This is a genomic window from Mycobacterium sp., assembly GCF_049647605.1.
Taxonomy (GTDB): domain Bacteria; phylum Actinomycetota; class Actinomycetes; order Mycobacteriales; family Mycobacteriaceae; genus Mycobacterium.
Genome location: NZ_JBARXZ010000105.1, coordinates 1 through 17,760, shown reverse-complemented (window position 1 = coordinate 17,760; position 17,760 = coordinate 1). Strand labels below are relative to the sequence as shown.

Annotated in this window: 14 protein-coding genes and 2 pseudogenes; 1 reads left to right on the top strand and 15 read right to left on the bottom strand. The window is 62.8% G+C overall.

The genetic code is table 11. The features are described from left to right. On the bottom strand, positions 1-1,048 hold a 1,048-nt coding region (locus WBB07_RS13745; RefSeq protein WP_526308528.1), incomplete at its 3' end, for an acetyl-CoA C-acetyltransferase. Between the two features lie 231 nt (positions 1,049-1,279). Between WBB07_RS13745 and WBB07_RS13740 the strand changes: the two genes are divergently transcribed. Next, complete coding sequence (locus WBB07_RS13740; protein WP_526308526.1) at positions 1,280-2,062, top strand: alpha/beta fold hydrolase; 783 nt, start codon at positions 1,280-1,282, stop codon at positions 2,060-2,062. Positions 2,063-2,192: 130 nt separating this feature from the next. Here WBB07_RS13740 and WBB07_RS13735 read toward each other — a convergent pair whose 3' ends face one another. The 14 genes and pseudogenes from WBB07_RS13735 to WBB07_RS13670 all read right to left on the bottom strand — a co-directional run. After that, positions 2,193-3,041 (bottom strand): SDR family oxidoreductase, encoded by an 849-nt coding sequence (locus WBB07_RS13735; protein WP_526308524.1) that lies wholly within the window; start codon positions 3,039-3,041, stop codon positions 2,193-2,195. A 273-nt stretch (positions 3,042-3,314) separates the two neighbouring features. After that, a complete protein-coding gene (locus WBB07_RS13730) occupies positions 3,315-4,157 on the bottom strand; it encodes an alpha/beta fold hydrolase (RefSeq protein WP_526308522.1) in 843 nt (280 codons plus the stop codon). Positions 4,158-4,316: 159 nt separating this feature from the next. After that, entirely contained in the window at positions 4,317-7,868 is a 3,552-nt protein-coding gene (gene car, locus WBB07_RS13725; RefSeq protein ID WP_526308520.1) for a carboxylic acid reductase, read from the bottom strand. A 48-nt stretch (positions 7,869-7,916) separates the two neighbouring features. Beyond that, positions 7,917-8,534: a TetR/AcrR family transcriptional regulator gene (locus WBB07_RS13720; protein WP_526308518.1), complete on the bottom strand. Its 618-nt coding sequence runs from the start codon at positions 8,532-8,534 to the stop codon at positions 7,917-7,919. A gap of 85 nt (positions 8,535-8,619) precedes the next feature. Next, positions 8,620-9,405 (bottom strand): mannan-binding protein, encoded by a 786-nt coding sequence (locus WBB07_RS13715; RefSeq protein WP_526308516.1) that lies wholly within the window; start codon positions 9,403-9,405, stop codon positions 8,620-8,622. A 13-nt stretch (positions 9,406-9,418) separates the two neighbouring features. Continuing rightward, a complete protein-coding gene (locus WBB07_RS13710) occupies positions 9,419-10,072 on the bottom strand; it encodes an Rv1363c family protein (RefSeq protein WP_526308514.1) in 654 nt (217 codons plus the stop codon). A 23-nt stretch (positions 10,073-10,095) separates the two neighbouring features. Then, on the bottom strand, positions 10,096-11,358 hold the full coding sequence (locus tag WBB07_RS13705; RefSeq protein ID WP_526308513.1) for an MlaD family protein: 1,263 nt from the start codon (positions 11,356-11,358) through the stop codon (positions 10,096-10,098). Continuing rightward, on the bottom strand, positions 11,355-12,473 hold the full coding sequence (locus tag WBB07_RS13700) for an MlaD family protein (protein ID WP_526308511.1): 1,119 nt from the start codon (positions 12,471-12,473) through the stop codon (positions 11,355-11,357). The genes WBB07_RS13705 and WBB07_RS13700 overlap by 4 nt, the downstream gene beginning before the upstream one ends. Continuing rightward, positions 12,460-13,569, bottom strand: a complete 1,110-nt coding sequence (locus WBB07_RS13695) for an MCE family protein (RefSeq protein ID WP_526308509.1) — start codon at positions 13,567-13,569, stop codon at positions 12,460-12,462. The genes WBB07_RS13700 and WBB07_RS13695 overlap by 14 nt, the downstream gene beginning before the upstream one ends. Next, on the bottom strand, positions 13,566-14,570 hold the full coding sequence (locus WBB07_RS13690; RefSeq protein ID WP_526308507.1) for an MCE family protein: 1,005 nt from the start codon (positions 14,568-14,570) through the stop codon (positions 13,566-13,568). The genes WBB07_RS13695 and WBB07_RS13690 overlap by 4 nt, the downstream gene beginning before the upstream one ends. Before the next feature lie 26 nt (positions 14,571-14,596). Then, positions 14,597-15,637 carry an MCE family protein gene (locus WBB07_RS13685; protein WP_526308505.1) on the bottom strand — a complete coding sequence of 347 codons (1,041 nt, stop codon included), beginning with the start codon at positions 15,635-15,637 and terminating at the stop codon, positions 14,597-14,599. After that, on the bottom strand, positions 15,634-17,127 hold the full coding sequence (locus tag WBB07_RS13680) for an MlaD family protein (protein ID WP_526308503.1): 1,494 nt from the start codon (positions 17,125-17,127) through the stop codon (positions 15,634-15,636). The genes WBB07_RS13685 and WBB07_RS13680 overlap by 4 nt, the downstream gene beginning before the upstream one ends. A gap of 3 nt (positions 17,128-17,130) precedes the next feature. Then, a pseudogene (locus tag WBB07_RS13675) lies at positions 17,131-17,643 on the bottom strand (MlaE family ABC transporter permease); the annotation flags it as partial. Further along, a pseudogene (locus WBB07_RS13670) lies at positions 17,637-17,760 on the bottom strand (IS481 family transposase); the annotation flags it as partial. The pseudogenes WBB07_RS13675 and WBB07_RS13670, both read right to left, overlap by 7 nt.

Genomic DNA, 17,760 nt, shown 5'->3' with positions numbered 1-17,760 from the left:
CGTTCAGCTTGTCGTCGGGGATGTTGAGGTCCTTCTGGAACTTCAGCACCACCGAGGCGAAGGCCTCGTTGAGCTCGAACAGGTCGATGTCGTCGACCGTCAGCCCGGCACGGTCGAGCACCTTCTTGGTGGCCGGGGTGGGGCCGGTCAGCATGATGACCGGGTCGGCACCGCTGGTGGCGGTGGCCACGATGCGGGCGCGCGGGGTCAGGCCCTGTGACTTGCCGGCGGCCTCCGAACCGATCAGCACCAGCGCGGCGCCGTCGACGATGCCCGAGCTGTTGCCACCGTGGTGGACGTGGTTGATCGTCTCGACGTAGTGGTACTTCTGCAGCGCCACGTCGTCGAAGCCGCCCACGGCGCCCAGTCCCGCGAATGCGGAGTTTAGCTTGCCGAGGCTCTCCAGGGTGGTGCCGGGACGCATGTGCTCGTCGTGGTCCAGGATGGTCAGGCCGTTCTGGTCCTTGACGGGGATGACCGACTTGGCGAAGTAGCCGCCCGACCACGCTGCGGCGGCCTTCTCCTGCGAGCGCACGGCGTAGGCGTCGACGTCTTCGCGCGAGAAGCCCTCGATGGTGGCGATCAGGTCGGCGCCGATGCCCTGCGGCACAAAAGACACCGCGTAATTGGTCTCGGGGTCGTTCGCCAGCGCGCCACCGTCGCTGCCCATCGGCACCCGGCTCATGGACTCGACACCACCGGCGTACACCAGGTCGTCCCAGCCGGACCGCACCTTCTGTGCGGCGGTATTCACCGCTTCCAGGCCGGAGCCGCAGAACCGATTCAGCTGCACGCCGCCGGTGGTATCGGGCAGACCTGCGGCCAGCACCGCGGTACGGGCGATAACCGCGCCCTGATCACCCACCGGCGACACCACACCGAGTACGACGTCGCTGATCAGGTTCTCGTCCAGATCGGGATTGCGACGACGCATTTCGTCAATCAGGCCGACGATGAGGTTGACCGGCTTGACCTCGTTCAGTGCACCGTTGCGCTGCTTGCCACGGGGCGTGCGAATCGCCTCATAGATGAAGGCTTCTTCGGACATGTGTTTGCTCCAGGTCCTATTGAGATGGGGTTGTGTGGGCCGATGGTGGTGTCGGCGACATGGCGAATCTGGAATTACCTGCTACTGCCGCACCTTTCGGCGTCGTGTCGCGTTCGTGGACGGCCGAAATCTGGTGTAGAACGCGGTCGCCTCTACGATTGTATGTACATGATGTATAGCGACTATACATGCTGTTGACTTAAAGTTGAGAATGGCGCATGCTTGCGATTCATGTCAACCAGTTCCGCAGGGATTTACTACGAAGAACGTGGGGCAGGCCGCGATGTCCTGTTGTGGATCCACGGATTTGGGTCCTCCACGCGTGGCCACAACGGGGTTGTTGAGGCTTTCGGCGACTACCGCTCGATCCTGATTGATCTGCCCGGCTTCGGCCGTTCGGCAGCCGCAGGACAGGGCTGCCGAATTCCAGCACTCGCGGCCGCTGCACATCGCCTCATGGAAGAACTGGGCATTGAACGCTATTCGGTGATCGGCGCTTCTATGGGCGGCGGCGTAGCACTTCGCATGGCCCTGGATCACCCCGAAGCGGTACGAATGGTGATCGGCATCGTCCCGTTCCCCGGCCAGGGGGTGGTAGATGGCAAGACCTCTGCGATGAGCGCGGCAATGGCCCGCCTACACGGCAACCCTGACGCACTGCGCCTCGCCTATACGGCCACGAGCAAAAACCCGCCGCTGGCCGCAATCGAGCGCCTGGTGGAGGACTCTTGCAACGCAAATGCGAATACGTGGTCTGACTGGTTGACCGGTGGGGGTTCGACGTTTTCCCAGTTCGACGAACTGGGGTCCCTGTCGGTGTCGTTCTGCTCGCTCATCGGTGCCGACGACGTCGTGCTGTCAGTCACCGACCAGCTAGCGACCGCCTCTCGAGTGCCTCGCGGCCGCGCTGTTGTGCTCAGCGGTTTGGGCCACCTCATGGGAGCGGAGGATCCCCAACGAGTGATCAATGAAGTTCGGGCAAGCTTGAGTTTGTTGAACTACCCAAACATGTAGCGCTCCGGGCGTTTCCGACGGCTGCGGCGCTGGCCGCGCTCACCGAGGTGACGGTGGCATGGCCGCCGATGGTCACGGGTGTGGAGATCTGCCCGGCTGCTGACTAGGCCGGGCAGATCTTCGGGCCGGCCTACGGGCCGGTGTATCCAGGCGGATTGGGGGTATCGACCCACAGGTCGACGCCGAGTTCGCCGCCCTGCACGCAGTTGTATACCGACAGGTCGGCGACACCGGAGTCGAGCAGCACGTCCTCGCACAACAGGCTCTGCCCGGTGTACTCGCGGGCCGGCTTGTTGAAGATCGCGTAGGCGGCATCAGAGTACACCTCGGGGCGGCGGGCCTTGGTCATCGCCTCGTCACCGCCGAGCAGGTTCTGCACGGCGGCGGTGGCGACCAGGGTGCGCGGCCACAGCGTGTTCGACGCGATGCCGGATTCGCGCATTTCTTCGGCGATGCCCAACGCGCACAACGTCATTCCGTACTTCGCCATCATGTAGGCGGTGGGCTTGAGCCACTCGGACTCCAGCCGCAGCGGCGGCGACAGGGTCAGGATGTGCGGGTTCTCACGGCCCTTCATGTGGGGGATACAGGCCTGAGAAACGGCGTAGGTGCCGCGGATCTGGATGCCGTTCATCAGGTCGAAGCGCTTCATCGGCACTTCCTCGATGGAACCGAGGTTGATGGCCGAGGCGTTGTTGACGCAGATGTCGATGGCGCCGAACTGCTCGACCGCCTGGGCCACCGCGGCGGTGACAGAGTCGGGGTCGCGGACGTCGCCGACGATCGGCAGCGCCTGGCCGCCGACCTCTTCGATCTCCTTGGCTGCGGTGTAGACGGTGCCCTCGAGCTTGGGATGCGGCTCGGCGGTCTTGGCGAGCAGCGCAACGTTGGCGCCGTCGGCCGCGAACTTCTTGGCGATGGACAAGCCGATGCCGCGGCTGGCACCGGAGATGAACATGGTCTTCCCGGACAGTGTCATAGGGACACCCTACAGAAGCGATGCGCTGCTTGTACATCGACGAACATGGTTATCAGGCAACGTATTTCGTTGATTCATTGGTAGAGCTGAAGAGGTCGACGGACACGATCGTCAAATGCGACCAGCTGAAGCCTTTTGCCCAACAGATTCTTTCGGCAGTTCGATGCGCGCAATCGAACCGATATCCGCGATCATATGGTCGGCTCGTCAACTCGGCCGATCTCGAAAGGTCCGGTCTAGAGGCTGATTCGATGGATGCGACGGCAACCAATGTCAGCGGACGGCTTCAGGCACTGTTCTGTCGGTATCCAGGCGTTCATCCAACCGGGCCACTGCGGCCACGACCGCCTTCGCAAATCCGACCGGGTCCGTGATCGGGAAGTCGTGGTCGACGTCAAGCATGGTGGTGTGGGCGCCCAGGAGGTCGGCGAGCTTGCGCTGCAGCTCTGGGTGGCACAGGTGGTCGCGGGTCAGAAGAAGATACTCGCACGGAAGCTCGGATGCCTCGGCTAGCTGTCGTCTGAGATCGACCCTGGGCAGCTGTGCATTGACCGCCAAGATATCGGACAGATTGTTCTTCGCGCACTCGCGGAGCAGCCATTCCTGACGCTGCATGGCCACCTCGGTGCGCCTACGAGCCATAGCGAGCAGTAACGGTCCAGGTGATGGATTTAAGCCTACGGCGACCAGTCGCCGCAACGCATTCAACGCTGCCACGACTATTCTGTCGCGGCGCCGCGTCGAGTAGCACGCTGCGGTTCCCGAGATCACCGAGCCCGCGACTCGCCCCGGATATCGCGAAGCCACATCTGCGGCGATGCCGCCGCCCATGGAGAACCCGCACAAGATTGCGCGCTCGATACCGAGCGTGTCGAGTAAGGCGATCACGTCGTCCGAGGCATCGTTCAGAGTGAATCCCCGGTCGCGCGAACCGTGCCCGTGCATCCGGACGTCCGGCGCGACAACGCGGTGTGACAACGAAAGTGGTTCATACACATCGGCATAGTTGATGTCGGCGGTCATTAACGCCCCATGAAGCAACACGACCGGAATCGAGCCGGATGGGCCTACGATATCGCGTACGAAAGTCTCGCCACGGCCGGCGAGCTCGATCATTCTGCCGGCCGGTAGTCGTGGTGTGAGCTGGGGATTGTGCCGACTCAAATACTGGGCGAGGAGCCGTCGGGATGGTTGTGGAAAGGGCAGTTGATCACCTCGTTGTGGTCGTAAGGAAGGGCCCTCGTTCAGCTCGACGGAGGGAGTTCGCTAGAGCAGCTACTCGGCTTCATTGCCATCCAACAGTCCCAGCAGCTGCAGCTCGGCGATGTACTTGACGATGATGGGTGCGGAGATATGCGGGATATCGTTGCTGGGGCCGACTTTCGCGTCCTGTACCGCAGCGCGGAAGCGCGTTGCCGGTGCAACAGCATCGCGCATCGGTACTGCCGGCTGCTGGTAGTTGTGCAGAAGCGGGAGCAGCGAAGCCTGTCGTTGACGTTCCGGCAAGGAGCGCAGAGCGGTCTCGAAACGACGCAGCCATTCCGCGTAGTCGTCAATGCGCTGGATCGGGTACTCGGCAGCGATCAGCCAGTCGACGAATTCATCGAGTCCGATCCCGTCATCGTGGGGATTCACCACGTTGTAGGTCTCGAATCCATTTGTCACAGCAGTGCCGAGTGTACTGATCGCCTCGGCGACGAAGTCAACTGGCAGCCCGTCGAAGTGCGCGCGTTGTCGGCTGCCCTTGGCATCGGGCAGATACAACGATTTCGGCGCGAGTCCCGTTGCTACCAGGCTGAGCAGCAACCGCGTGACGACGTCAGAAACGTTGAGCTGGCCCATGTACCGAGCCTCGGCCAAGATCATGTCGCAACGGAAAACCGAGATCGGTAACCCGCATAGATCATGTGCCTCGCGCAGTAGAACCTCTCCGGCCCACTTGCTGTTCGCATAGCCGTTTGCGTAACTACCGTCGACGGTGCGGGTCGGACTGGCTGTACGGATGTCGGCGTCCTCGGTGAGCCCTGGAGAGGCAATCCCGACACCGACGCCGATCGTCGAAACATAGACGAACTGCTTGAGCTTCGTGGTGAGTGCGAGGCGGATCAATTCAGCGGTGCCGACAACGTTGGGGCCGAACAGGTGGTTGTACGGAAGGACGTGATTGACCAGAGCTGCGGGATCGACGATCAGATCCACGTTGCCGGCCAGCCGTTTCCATGTTGTCTGGTCGAGCCCCAGGTCGACTTCGCTCTTATCGCCGGCGATGACTTCAAGATGCGTCGCGGCCAGGGTTTGGTAGTGCTGCAGAAGCACCGTGTCACCACAGTCGAATGTGCTGTCGACCCGCGCACGCGCGGCGGCATCGTCCACGGCGCGGACCAGACAGATCAACTTTCCGCCGACGCGTTGCAGCCGTTCGAGCCATTCCAGCACCAGATAGCGACCGAGGAAGCCTGTGACGCCGGTCAACAGCACGGTCCGCGGCTCATCGCTAGGCCGGGGCAGAGTTGGTGCGGCGGCAAGCGTTTGTGCGTCGAGGAACTTGTCCAAGGTGAGGTCGCGGGCATACAGTTCGGTCGCGTCACGGCCGTGTACCGATGTCGGGCTGGGCCGCGGTGTGGCGCCGGTGCGTGCTGCGCCGATGTAGTCGGCGAGCGTGCCGATGGTGGTCGCAGGCGCAACGATGACGCCGACCGATACATCAATGTCGAACAATTCGCTTAGCAGATTGGAAAATGCCAAGGCCGACAAGGAATCTCCACCGATGTCGGTGAATCGCGCGGTCGGCCGGAACTCATCGACACCGATGCCCAACACCGCGCTGGCCGCTCGGCACACGGTCTCCACAATCGGTCGGTCCGCAGCACCGTCGCGCAGGGTTCGCAGCTCTTCGCTCTGGCGATGAGCCAAGTCCGAGTACAGGCTCTCCAACCGACCGCCATACCGCTCCTTGAGTCGCGGCCTCGCCAACTTGCCGATGCCGGTGAGTAGTCCACCCGCAATCGTGAACGGCGTTGTCTCGACGATGAAATCACGAGGGATTTCATACGATTGAAGGCCGGCCGCCTTCGCGGTGTTCCGGAGTGATTCGCCGATGAGGTCGGCGACCACGTCAACATCGTTGGCGTGGTCGGCGAGTGTCTCTTCGGAGGGCACCACGACCGCCAGCAGGTAGGAGCGCGCGCTGTTGCCGTACACGTAGATCTGATGGACCAGAGGGCTGCTGCCGAACAGCGTTTCCAACTTTGAGATGGTGACAAACTCGCCCTGCGCGAGTTTGAGCACGTTGTGGCGCCGGTCGACATAGGCCAACTGGTCAGGACTGATTTCCGCCATCACGTCGCCGGTTCGGTAGAAACCTTCTGCATCGAACACGTCGGCGGTTGCTTCTGGCTGTTTGTAGTAGCCGTCGAAGAGAATCGCTGACTTGACGAGCAATTCACCCCGTGGGTGCGGCCGGTCGGTGTGGAAGTAGCCGAGTTCAGGCACGTCCTCCAGCTTGTACTCGATCACCGGTGGACGCCGCACGCGTCCATCGAGCATCACGGGCCCGGTCTCGGTCGAGCCGTATCCGTCGACCAGATCCATGTCGAGCAACGCTTCCGCAAACTCTTTGACCTCGGCTGAGATGGGTGCCGAGCCGCTCATTGCAGCGGTGAACCGCCCACCGAGAGTGTTCTGCCGTTGTTCCTTCAGCACAGCTTCTTCGGTCTCCGCGATGTCGGCGCCGTCGCACGCGCGGCGCTCGACGGCGACGCGGAATTGGTGGAAGAGCATGTCCCAGATGCGCGGCACGAAGCTCAACTGGGTAGGTCGCACCAGCGCAAGGTCCTCCAAGAGCGTTGAAAGATCGCGCTTGGCGACGAAATACGCTGTACCGCCGTTGCCGAGAGTGCCGAACAGCAGCCCCCGACCACCGCCATGACTCATCGGCATGAATGCGAGGGTGATCGACGGTGGGGGATTGTCCTGTCCGAGTGTCGCCATGATGGCCCCACGCCAGAAGTTGGCGACGAGTTGCTCGGGATACCTCGCCCCCTTCGGGGTGCCGGTACTGCCCGACGTGTAGATGAGCAGCGCCAAGGGGTTGTTCTCACGGGACGTGGTCATCGGCGCGGGCTCGGAGATTGCGGAGGTGAGCACGTCGCGCAGCGTGTGCATCTCGATCCCGCTGCCCGCTTCCGCCAGGCGCTCGCGGGCGGCCTGTGCTGCCTCACGTTGGTCGTCGACTTCGGGATGATAGTCGAACACGATGAGTTGCTTGGCAGAGCATCCCGCGACCATCAGTTCGACGGCGTCAGACAGGTCATCGACGCTCGTGGCGATGACGGTGGGTTCGGTCTCGGCGACGACTGCCGACAATTGCGCGACCGGTGCGCCGGTCTGTAGTGGTACCGATACCGCGCCCCGCTGGATCAACGCCAGTTCGACGATTGTGTAATCGACGCTGGCGAAGCCCAATAGACACACTCGATCTCCCGGCACCACGGCTGGGTCCAGATCAGCCGCCAGCAGGGTTGCGAGATTACTTGCGCGAGTCCAGAGTTCGCGGTATGAGATGCTCTCGAACCGAGGCTCAAGCTCGAGGGATACCCGGCCGGTCGTGGGTTCGGTCAGGTACCGGACTGCCCGCTGTGCGAGCGCGGGTCGCGACGCATAGCCCTCCATGATGATCTCGGCGAGTTCGGGGAGCCGCAGCGTCGGTTGCGCTACGCGGGCAGCTATCGCGGCGTCGGGCCGCGCTGCAGCGAACTGGGTGTCGCTGGCATACAGCTCAGCGATCAGGTTCGTAAGCCGTTTGTCGCGGTTGTCAGACGAGGTCACTTGTACTCCTGGCAGTTTCGTTTGGAAGCATCGAGTTATCGGGGCGGATCAGATCTGTTTCGCGCTTGAGGAAAAGGGCTGGTGCAAGCCGGCGCGTAATTGGGCGAATCCTTGGCGGATCAAGTCCGCAGGTACGTGAGTGTGATCGGCGGAGTCGCTGAGTAGTTCGAAAACCGTCGCCGTTACGGCGCTGGAGGCTTTGTACAGCAGTCGGGGGTACAGGTCCTGCTGCGGATCCATCCGGGTGCGGTGGCCGATCTCTGCCAGCAGGCGTGCCGAGTTTGTTCGATGAACAGCAGAGTGCGCCACCAGGGACGGATACTCGCGCATCAGTCGCGCCACGCCGACGGTCTGGTCCAAGACACCGGCTGAAGCGACGAGTTCGAGGATGACCGCCTCGATCGAGTCGAGAGCATCCTCGTCGGGATCGCGCATCAGGAAGGCATCCAGCACCAGTTGCTCGAATTCGTTGAGCAGTCCCAGGATCGCATCCTCGCCGCTCGAGAAGTAGTTGCGGAACGTGCGTGCGGATACGTCGGCTCGTGCCGCGATCGCGTCCACGGTGACCGCGTCCAAGCCGTGCTGCATCGCAAGGTCGAACGCGGCGCGGCTCAAAGCCGTTCTGGTTGCTGCCTTTTTGCGTTCGCGAAGCCCGGGCTCTGCCATATCGTCATCCTGCCAAAAGGTTCCATAATTGGCAATATTGCAGAAAATGGAAAAATTTGAAGGTGTTCGTCATCGCCGATTCGGCTCAGATCGCACGCATGATCGGCGAGAGGACCGCCAGAGGTACCCGTTCTACAACGGTCCCACCGTCCATGGACCACTGCAGCCGGTCCTGGGGAAATGGGTTCTCGTGCCGCATCGGCCAGCCCGGCAGATACAGGACGAGATCGGTATCGGTGACGGCAAAGGCGCGGTAGTTGTCGGCGTAGCCGGATCCGTCGGGTTGTGGTTCGAACTTGTCCGGGGTGAAAGGATACGTGCCGGGGTCGTGCGGCGGTTGCGCGCGATCGAGCGCGTCGATGAGGTACGGCCGCGCCAAGGGGGGTATCGCGGTCAGCGGATCAACCCCCGGCTTGAACAGGTTGGCGAGTTGCAGGCGGCTCTTGGTGGCGAGATCGAAGGTGAACGTCTGGTACGAATTGTTCGAGGCGTAGTCGCCTACTGTGTGCTGAACCTCGTGCACCACAATCGATCTCAGTGGTCCATGCGAGGACGATTGGATGTCGATGCTGAAATCGCTGGCCCGGATGATGGAGGCGCCGGTAGTGCGCCAGGAGTCGGTGCGGGAGCGGAGATAGTCCCGGACCACGGGGTCGGCAGCGACGTCGGGGGGGAGCGCCACCGAGAGTGTCAGTATCGCCTCGCGTATGGATGTGACCGCCGACGTGCACACTCCGTCGCTGTAGTTCCAGCCTCCACCGAGCGCGTCGGTGCAGGGGTTGCTCGCGTGCGCCGTCGCACCTTCCGACACCGCAGACGCCGTGATTGCCAAGCCGGCCAGGGCAAGCGCTGCTGCAGCACGAATGCTCATGAGGTTCATGGCGTTACTTGATATCGACTTTGCCGGCCAGCCAACGACCGTCGATCTTGTCCATGGTGATCGCGACCCGGCTGCGGTCGATACGGGGCTGCGGGTTGGCACTGTTGCTGATCGACTGATCGACGAAGATGAGGACTTCGACCTTGTTGGTGGTGGCTGATTTGATCGCCGAATCGACGACGGTGCCGTGACTTACGGCCTTGTTGTCGATCAGCAGCTGCCGCAGCTGCGCGGCCGACTGGCTGTACATGTCCTTGAATTCGCCGGTTGCCCCGTTGAGCACCTGGGTGAAATTGTTGTCGATCGTGGCGTTGTCGACGCTGGTGAGAGTGACCGCGTAGTTACGGGCGACATCGAGTGCGGCACGCCCGGCTGCGGCCGCATCGTCTTGCTGCTTGAGGCGCCAGCCGAAGACGCCGGCGAGCCCGACCGCGGTGATGAAGACAAGACCGGCCAGCACGCCGACTGTCGCGCGGACCAGCCGACGTCGACCCGTCCGGGGTAGTGATTCAGCGGAAGTGGTTGGGGGGTGGTCGGCTTCATCGACCGAGCGGTCGACGTCCGACGCTTTCGGCACGTCTTCTACATGTTCATCCGGCGGGTTCTCATCGGCGACGATCTTGTCGAACACGTCGCGTGATACGGATCCGTTGCGCATGGTGATTCTCCTGTCGGCGCTGTTCAATTCGGAGGCTCGAACGGCAGCGTGGGACCACCGACCGTCAAAGGGATTGAGTGTGGACCGACGGGCGTCGGATCGGTCTTGGCCAGCGGGTCGTAGCCTGGTGGCGGGCCCGCAGTGTCATCGCCCGGTGGACGCGGTGCGTTGCGCGCGCCACGAACCAGCACTGCGGGGTCAGGATTTTCGCAGTAGCCGTAGCGGTAGGGCTCCGGGAAATCGGGCGTCGATGTCGTGAGGTGCGGTCGGTTGTAGTCACAGGCGTATCGGGGGTAGCCGTCGCCGATGCCCCAGATTCCGCCGTCGCGTACGACCAGTGCAATCCCATCGAGGACCGAGGGCCGGTCGGTGGGGAACAGCGCCTTCAGCGCGGGCACCCGGACGTAGGACAGCTGGGCGACGGTGGTCATGTTTCCCAGCAGCGCAACCATCGTGTCGGAGTTGTCGGCGATGATGTTGTCGATTTGTTGCAGCGTGTGAGGTGCGATGTCGACCAAACGCCGGAAGCCGCCGTCCATCCGGCTGATGCCGCCCAGGACCTGCCGCAGGTCGCCGGCGGTCGCTTGGAGCCCGTGGTGGGTGTCGGACAGTGTGGTCAGCACGGTACGACTGGCGCGGATGCTGCGTACGGTCTCGGGGAGTACGGAGTCCAGTGTGGAGATGAGGAAGGTGCCGCCCTCGACGATGGCTTCAAGCTTTTTGGGGCCCGCCGCAGTCACGTGGAGTTCTTTGATGATGGTGTCGACTTTGGCGGGGTCGACCTGGTTCAGCAGCCCTTCGGCGTGGTCGAGCAGCTGGTTGAACGGCACGGGGACGGCGGTCCGGTTCTCGGTGATCGTCGCCCCCTCACTCAGATAGGGCCCGTGGTCATCGGTGGGCCGCAGATCGAGGTATTGCTCGCCGGCCGCGGTGAGAGCCGAGACTCGTGCGACGGTGTTGGCCGGGATCTTGGCGTCGGAGTCGATGGACACCACGGCGGTCACTGTGCTGCCGACCAGGTTGACTGATTGCACCCGCCCGATCGGGACGCCGCGGAGTGTGACGTCCTGCGCGGGAATCAGGCCACCGGATTGCGGCAGCATCACCTTCACTGTGAATGCCCCGCGGGCGGGGTTGATCCGCAGCGAATCGATCATCACGTACGCCAGGGCGATCACCAGCGTCAGGGCCAACCCGATGAGCGCCACTGGTATTCGGTGGCGTGCCAATGCCCTTGTGGCATCGACGATGCGCCGCAGAACAAGTTCGATCGGATTCGTTGTCATCGGTTCGGTCCGTAGATCTTGTCCAGCATGAGGTTCCATTCGTAGCGCAGGCTGCCGACCATGGCGTGCCAGTCGGTACCGTCCGGCCCGTGGAACATGGGGTCTCCGGGGTAGTTCTTGTCGGGTAGCGAGCCCAGGGCGAGCTGAGTGACTTCCGCGATGCCGTGGATGGCCGGCGAGTTGGTGATCTTCATGGCGATCGGGATGAGTCGGTTGATGTCGGTAAGTGAGACGCTGGGATCGGTCGTAATGGAGTTGAACGTTTCGGACAGCCGATTGATGTCGGCTATCAGACTGCGAGTGTCCGTTCCTTGCAGCGACGGGAATCGCGACAGCTGGCTCGTGATGCGGGCCGCGGTGTTGGTGAGGGCGATGATCTGGCTGGTGTCCTGGTTGAGTACATCGGTCGCCGGGACCAACGCCTCGAGGGTCTGGTTGAGGCTGTTCTGCCGAGCCGACAACGTCCTTGCGAGCTCCGCGGTGTTGTCCAGGGCGGCCTTGATCTGAGTGGAACGCCCGTTGAGCCGGGCGATGAGCGTGTTCGAATGGTTGAGCAGGCCCTTGAGATTCGCACCTTGACCGCCGACTGCCGCGCCGGCGCCGTTGATCAAGTTGGTGACGTTGCGGATGACGCCGCCGTTGACCAACAGGGCCGCCGAGCTGAGTGCGTCTTCGATGGTCGCGCCACCGCTGGTGGAGTCCAGCCCGATGGTTGCCCCGTCGCGCAATGGGGTCTGGTCGGCCTGCGGGTCGGAGTTCCTGTGGACCGCGATGAACAGGTCGCCCAGCGGGGTTGCGGACCGCAATTCGGCGGTGGTGCCCCGGGGCAGAATCACATCGTCCCGAATCTTCAGGACGGCGTGAGCTGTGTAGTTGCTGGCGGTGATCGATTGGACCTCGCCTATGTCGGCACCATTGAGTTTGATTTTCGCCTTGGCCGGCAAGTTCAGGGCGTTGGCGAAGACCGCGGTCAGGGTATAGGTGCCGCCGGAGCCAGCGCCGGGCCCGGCCAGCGGCAGTGCTTCCAGCCCGATGCCACACGCTGAAACACTGACGGCCACAACGGCTGCCGTGGCGCCGTGCACGATTGCGCGCGTGCGCTTACCGGCCTGCATTGGGCTGACCTGCCATCAATTCGAACATTCCGTTGAGACCGAAGTCAGGTCCGTAGTCACGGATCGTGCCGGTGGCGCAGCCGAGCTGCTTGACGCCGATCAAATTGCAGATTTCTTTGCCGAACTGGCTCTGCATCAACAGTTTGTCCGCCAGCGCGTGAACGCGCACAGCACGGGCGTTGTAGTCTATCGCGTTGGCGACGTTATCGATCGTCATCGGCGCGACGTCGAAGAACTCGGCGAGCTCGCGCTGGTAATCCACGAGTGCCTGAGTGACTATCCGGAAATCGCCGGCGGTGACTTTCAGGTTGTCTCGATTCTTCTCCAACAGCGTGGCGGTCCGGGTCAGGACTTCGTTGATATGTGCTCCGGTGCGCCCGGTGCCCAGGTTCTCGTCCGCGAGGATGTCGCTGATCTGCCGCACATTTGAGCCGAAACTCCGGATGGTCGTGTCGTTGTCCGCGGCCTCCTGGGTGAGCGCCGCCAAGCCGGCAGCGATCGCCTGGATGTTCTTCTTGCCCTTGTCCCCGTGGTCGTCGCCGAGCTTCAGCGCCTGCGAGAGCTTGTCCAGGGTCTCTTTGATCCGGGTACCGTTCACCGAGGTGATCTGGTCACCAACATTGAGCAGGTCTGCGACCGGTCCGTTGCCCTTACTGTCGCCACGAAGTGCGCTCGCGAGCTTGTCCACCATCGACAAGGTGCGGTCGAATTCGACCGGCGTCCGTGTGCGTCCCAGGCCCAGGATGTCGCCATTGCCGAGCTTGGCGCCGCTCTTGTAGGGGGGCGTGAGTTCGACATGGCGATCGGTGAGGATCGATGTCGAGACGGTGACTGCCGTGGCGTCTGCGGGCACCGCAACACCGGGGTTGATGGACAGCTTGACCTCGACATAGGTGGATTTCGGTGTAATCGACGCAACGGATCCGATGGGCATGCCCAATACCGAAACTGCATTGCCGACGTAGAGCCCGATGGTGTCTTCGAATTGGGCCGTGACCGTTATCGGCTGTGCCTTGGTTCGAGGTACGACGAATACGGCGACGGCCAACGCGATCGCTGCCACAGCGACGGTGGCGATGATCAGTTTTCGCTTCATTTGCAGTCCTGGAAGTATTCGACGAGATGGAATTGCTGGGCACGTCCGCTGATCGCGCACATCCAGGAATCGACCAGGATGCCGTTGACTGCCGTCACGTCGACCGCGACGCCGCTGCCGGTCGCGTTGGCCACGTTTCGCATTGGTACAGGCAGGATTTGGAGCAGGTTCCGGAATCTGTCGTCGTGATCGGCGATCAAGGCCGAGAGTCGACGTGTACTGGTCAGCAGGTCATTGAGCCCCGCCTGATCACCCACGATGCGGTTCACCGTGCCGACCATGGAAGTGGTGCTGGCAAGCAAGCGTTGTAGTTGGGCGCGCCGCGTGGTGAGTTCGCTGAGCAGCTGATTGCCCTGACTGATCAGCGCGCCAAGGCTGGCTCTCTGGTTGCGGATCAACGTGGTGACGGTGTCGGTGCTGGTCAGCAACGTGTGCAGCTGGTCTCTGCGGTCGGCGACGATCGCAGAGAGCGCCTGAAGGTTCGTCAAGGCTTCGGGCAGCACCTCGGGAACTCCGGTCAGCCCTTGATTGAGCGTCGTCAGCGAGGTCGCGATGCGGTCGGCGTCGACCCGTTCGAACGTGGTCGTGGCATCAGCCAGGGTTTGTTGCAGGTTGTAGGGCACCTCGGTGTTGGTTAGTCCAATGGTGCCGTGGTCCAACGAGTTTGGGCCTGCGGGGGACAGCTGCAGATAGCGGGACCCGAGCAACGTGGTCATCTTGATCGCCGCGCGGGTGTCGGCGCCGAGCCGCACGTTGCTGTTGACGGTGAAGGTGACGCGCACGCGATCGCCGGCCAGATCAAGACTCTTTACGCTGCCGACCGGAACGCCGGCGATGGTGACCTGGTCACCCGAGCGCAACTCCGCCGCTTGGGCGAAATCGGCACGATAGTCGCGTTGACCCAGGTCCAGCGCCGTGATGCCGAAGACGATGGCGATCGCGACCACGATCGCCAGGAGCGCGGCGGTGCCCAACAAGAGCGGGTTGCGGTCCTCGAGCACCCGCTCTCGTGCCTTACCCACGGCGCTCACCTGCACACCGGCGAGTGTTTGATGACATTGCCCGGTGTCGCCGCAGCCACATATGCGGGAATGAGCGTCTTCAAGAAACGGAAGATACTGACATTGACGTCGCACAGGTAGATGTCGGTGTAGGCACCGGACTGGGTCATACGGGCCACTCCTTTCAGGAGATACGGCAGGTTTGCCGCGAAGAATGCAAACCGGTCATAGCCATCGCCGGTGAGGTTGCTGGCGAATCCCGGCTGTCGGGTGACCAAAGCGTTGAAGTCCGGGTAGATGTTGTTGGTGATGGTCGATAGCCGACCCAACGCGGAGTTGATCGAGCCGACTGACGCGCGCAACTGGTCGCGGTGGCTGTTGAGCCCGACCATGATGTCTCGCGTCCGGGTGATCACGTTGTTCAGATTCGCGCTTTGCCCGGCCAGGTTGGTGGTGACCGCGTTGAGGTTGGTGATGACCTGTCCGAGCACGTCGTCGGGTCCCGCGACCATGTCGGCCAGGGCCGATGTCTGCGTGATCAGGGACAGCACGGTGCCGTTTTCACCTTGAAGCGCGTCGATGAGCGCGTTCGTCAGGTTGTCGACCTGCTTGGGGTCGAGCAGGGTCAGCAGCGGTTCGAATCCCTTGAGCAGGTATGTGATATCGAACGATGGCTCGGTGTGCTCGACCGGGATCAGACCATTGTTCGGCAGGGTCTTATGGTCGGTGACCTGTCCGCGCGACAAGCCGAGGTAGCGCTGCCCGATGATGTTCTGGTAGCGGATCGAGGCGATGGTATCGGCGAACAGGGTCTGATCGTTTTGCACCTGGAAGGTGACCTTGGCTCGAGTGCCGTCGAGTTCGACGGCATCTACGCGGCCGACCCGGACCCCGGCAACCCGGACATCGTCGCCCTCATGGAGCCCTGTCACATCGGCGAACACGGCCGAGTATGTGTTGGTACTGCCGGATATCTGCCGACTGAGCGTGTTGAAGACCAACCACGTCACCGTCATCGAGATCACCAAGAATACGGCGAGTCCTATCATCGGCTTTCGGTAACTCACGATTCGCCTCCCGTGTCCGGGGTAACAGTGACTGAGGTGCCGCGCACCACTGGTCCGAGGAGCAGCGCTGTGGCCGCGTTGGCCGTGCCTCCGGTGATCTTGCTCAGCTGAGCAAGCTCTTCGGGGCTGCCGACAGGCCCGACGTTGCCGCCGATGGTGGCCGACTGGTGAGTCACCTCAGCAGGCAGCGGGGGACCCGGCGCCGTACCCGGCTGCGCGACGGGTGGCGAATCCGGCGCTGGCCCCGGTAGTGGCCCCGGTCCCTCAGACAAGGCGCCAGGCACCTCGCCTGAATGCCGCATGGAGTCACGCGGCGGGGTGAAGTTGGGGCGATTCTCGGTAGCCACCCGGGGTGCCGGGAAGCCCATCGAGCCGAGCGCCGGGTACAACGACGGTGCAGTCGGCACTTCCGGTGCGGTCTTGCAGCTGGGCCCCTCAAGTGCGCCGTACCGGGGACAATCTGCCCGCGTGTAGACCCGTGACGGGGTCAAACTCACTGCGGCCTTGACCGTCAGATTGTTCGTATCCGGATCCCAGGCGTCCATGACTTGATTGGAGACCCGTCGAATGCGACTCGTGATGATTGGAAAGGCGCCGGCGTTGTCGCCGAGTACTCCGACCACAGGGGTCAGTTGGGTGGTGATGTTGATCAAGCGGTCGGTCTGGTGGTCGAACGCATCCGCCATCGTGCCGACGGTCTGCTGGCCGGCCGACAGTAGTCCTGACAGTGCACTGCGCTTTTCTGCCAACGTCCGCAATGGGGTCACCGCCGAATCAAGGGCGTCGAACAGATCGGGGGACACCTCGCGCAGTGCGGCTGATGCGTTGGTGAGTGCCGCCAGGGTTGACTGATCATCGCGGTCGCCGACCACCTTGTTCAATTCAGTGACGATCTCGTCGAGATCACGTCCGGCGGTGCGGATCGCCTGGCCGCGGCCCTGGGTGGCCTCAGTCAGCGCCGCTATCGCCCCAACGCTGTTACCGGTGGGCTGGTGCCCCAGCGCTTGGAACACCTTGCGGACCTTGTTGAGCGTGTTCTGGAACATCACCGTCGGCAGAGAGGTGTCTTCGGGGACCGTCACTCCGGCTCGAAGTCCATTGGGGCCGTTGCCGTGACCGACAAGCTGAATGGAGGACACCGCAAATACGTTGGAGGGCACCACCCGTGCGGTGACGGTCGACGGAATGCCGGAGGCGTACTGCGGCTTGAGATCAACATGCACGATGTTGGGCTGTCCCGCCGGAGCGGTGATGACATCGGCGACCTGGCCGACGAGGACGCCCTGGAATTTGACGTCAGATTTCTCGGGAAGTCCGTCCCCGACGTTCACCAGGGCGACGGTGACGCGCACGTTGTTGTCCAGGTCGCCCTTGGATTTGGCGATGGCGGTCGCTACGGTTACTGCTGCGACGAGAACGAAGCACAGACCGGCTATTGACAGCGCGCGGTTCGAGGGTCCGCGGCCGTTGATGTCGAACTGATTCGGCATTCTCTAACCTCCGAACCTGGCGCCGGAATCCACGCCCCACAGGGCCATGGTCAGCAGCATGTTCAATACGATCACCACGGTGATCGCGGACCGCATGGCTCGGCCGGCCGCAACGCCCACGCCGGCGGGTCCGCCACTGGCGTAGTAGCCGTAGTAGCACTGCACGGTCGATGTCGCGAAGACGAACACCACGGCTTTGATCGTGGCGAGCGTGACGTCACGCCCGTTGACGAACATGGAGAAGTAGTGCAGGTACGTGCCGCCGGACTGGCCGGCCGAAATTCCGACCACCGCTTGGCAGGCGATGTAGGCGATCGCCAACGTGCACAGGAACAGTGGAAGTGCTGCGGTCACCGATGCGGCGACGCGGGTGGTCACCAGGTACGACACCGAGTTGATACCCAGCACGTCGAGCGCGTCGACTTCCTCATTGATGCGCATAGCGCCGAGCTGGGCGGTGAAGCGGCAGCCGGCTTGCACGGTGAATGCCAGCCCGATCATGATCGGCGCTAGCTGTACTGACTTGAGAGGTTAGGTACACAGCTAGCGGGTGTTTTGCCTCCGAGTGCGGTGTGGCCGCGGTGGTGATTGTAGGTGTGCAGCCAGATCGGGTACTCGGCGCAGCGTTCGGCG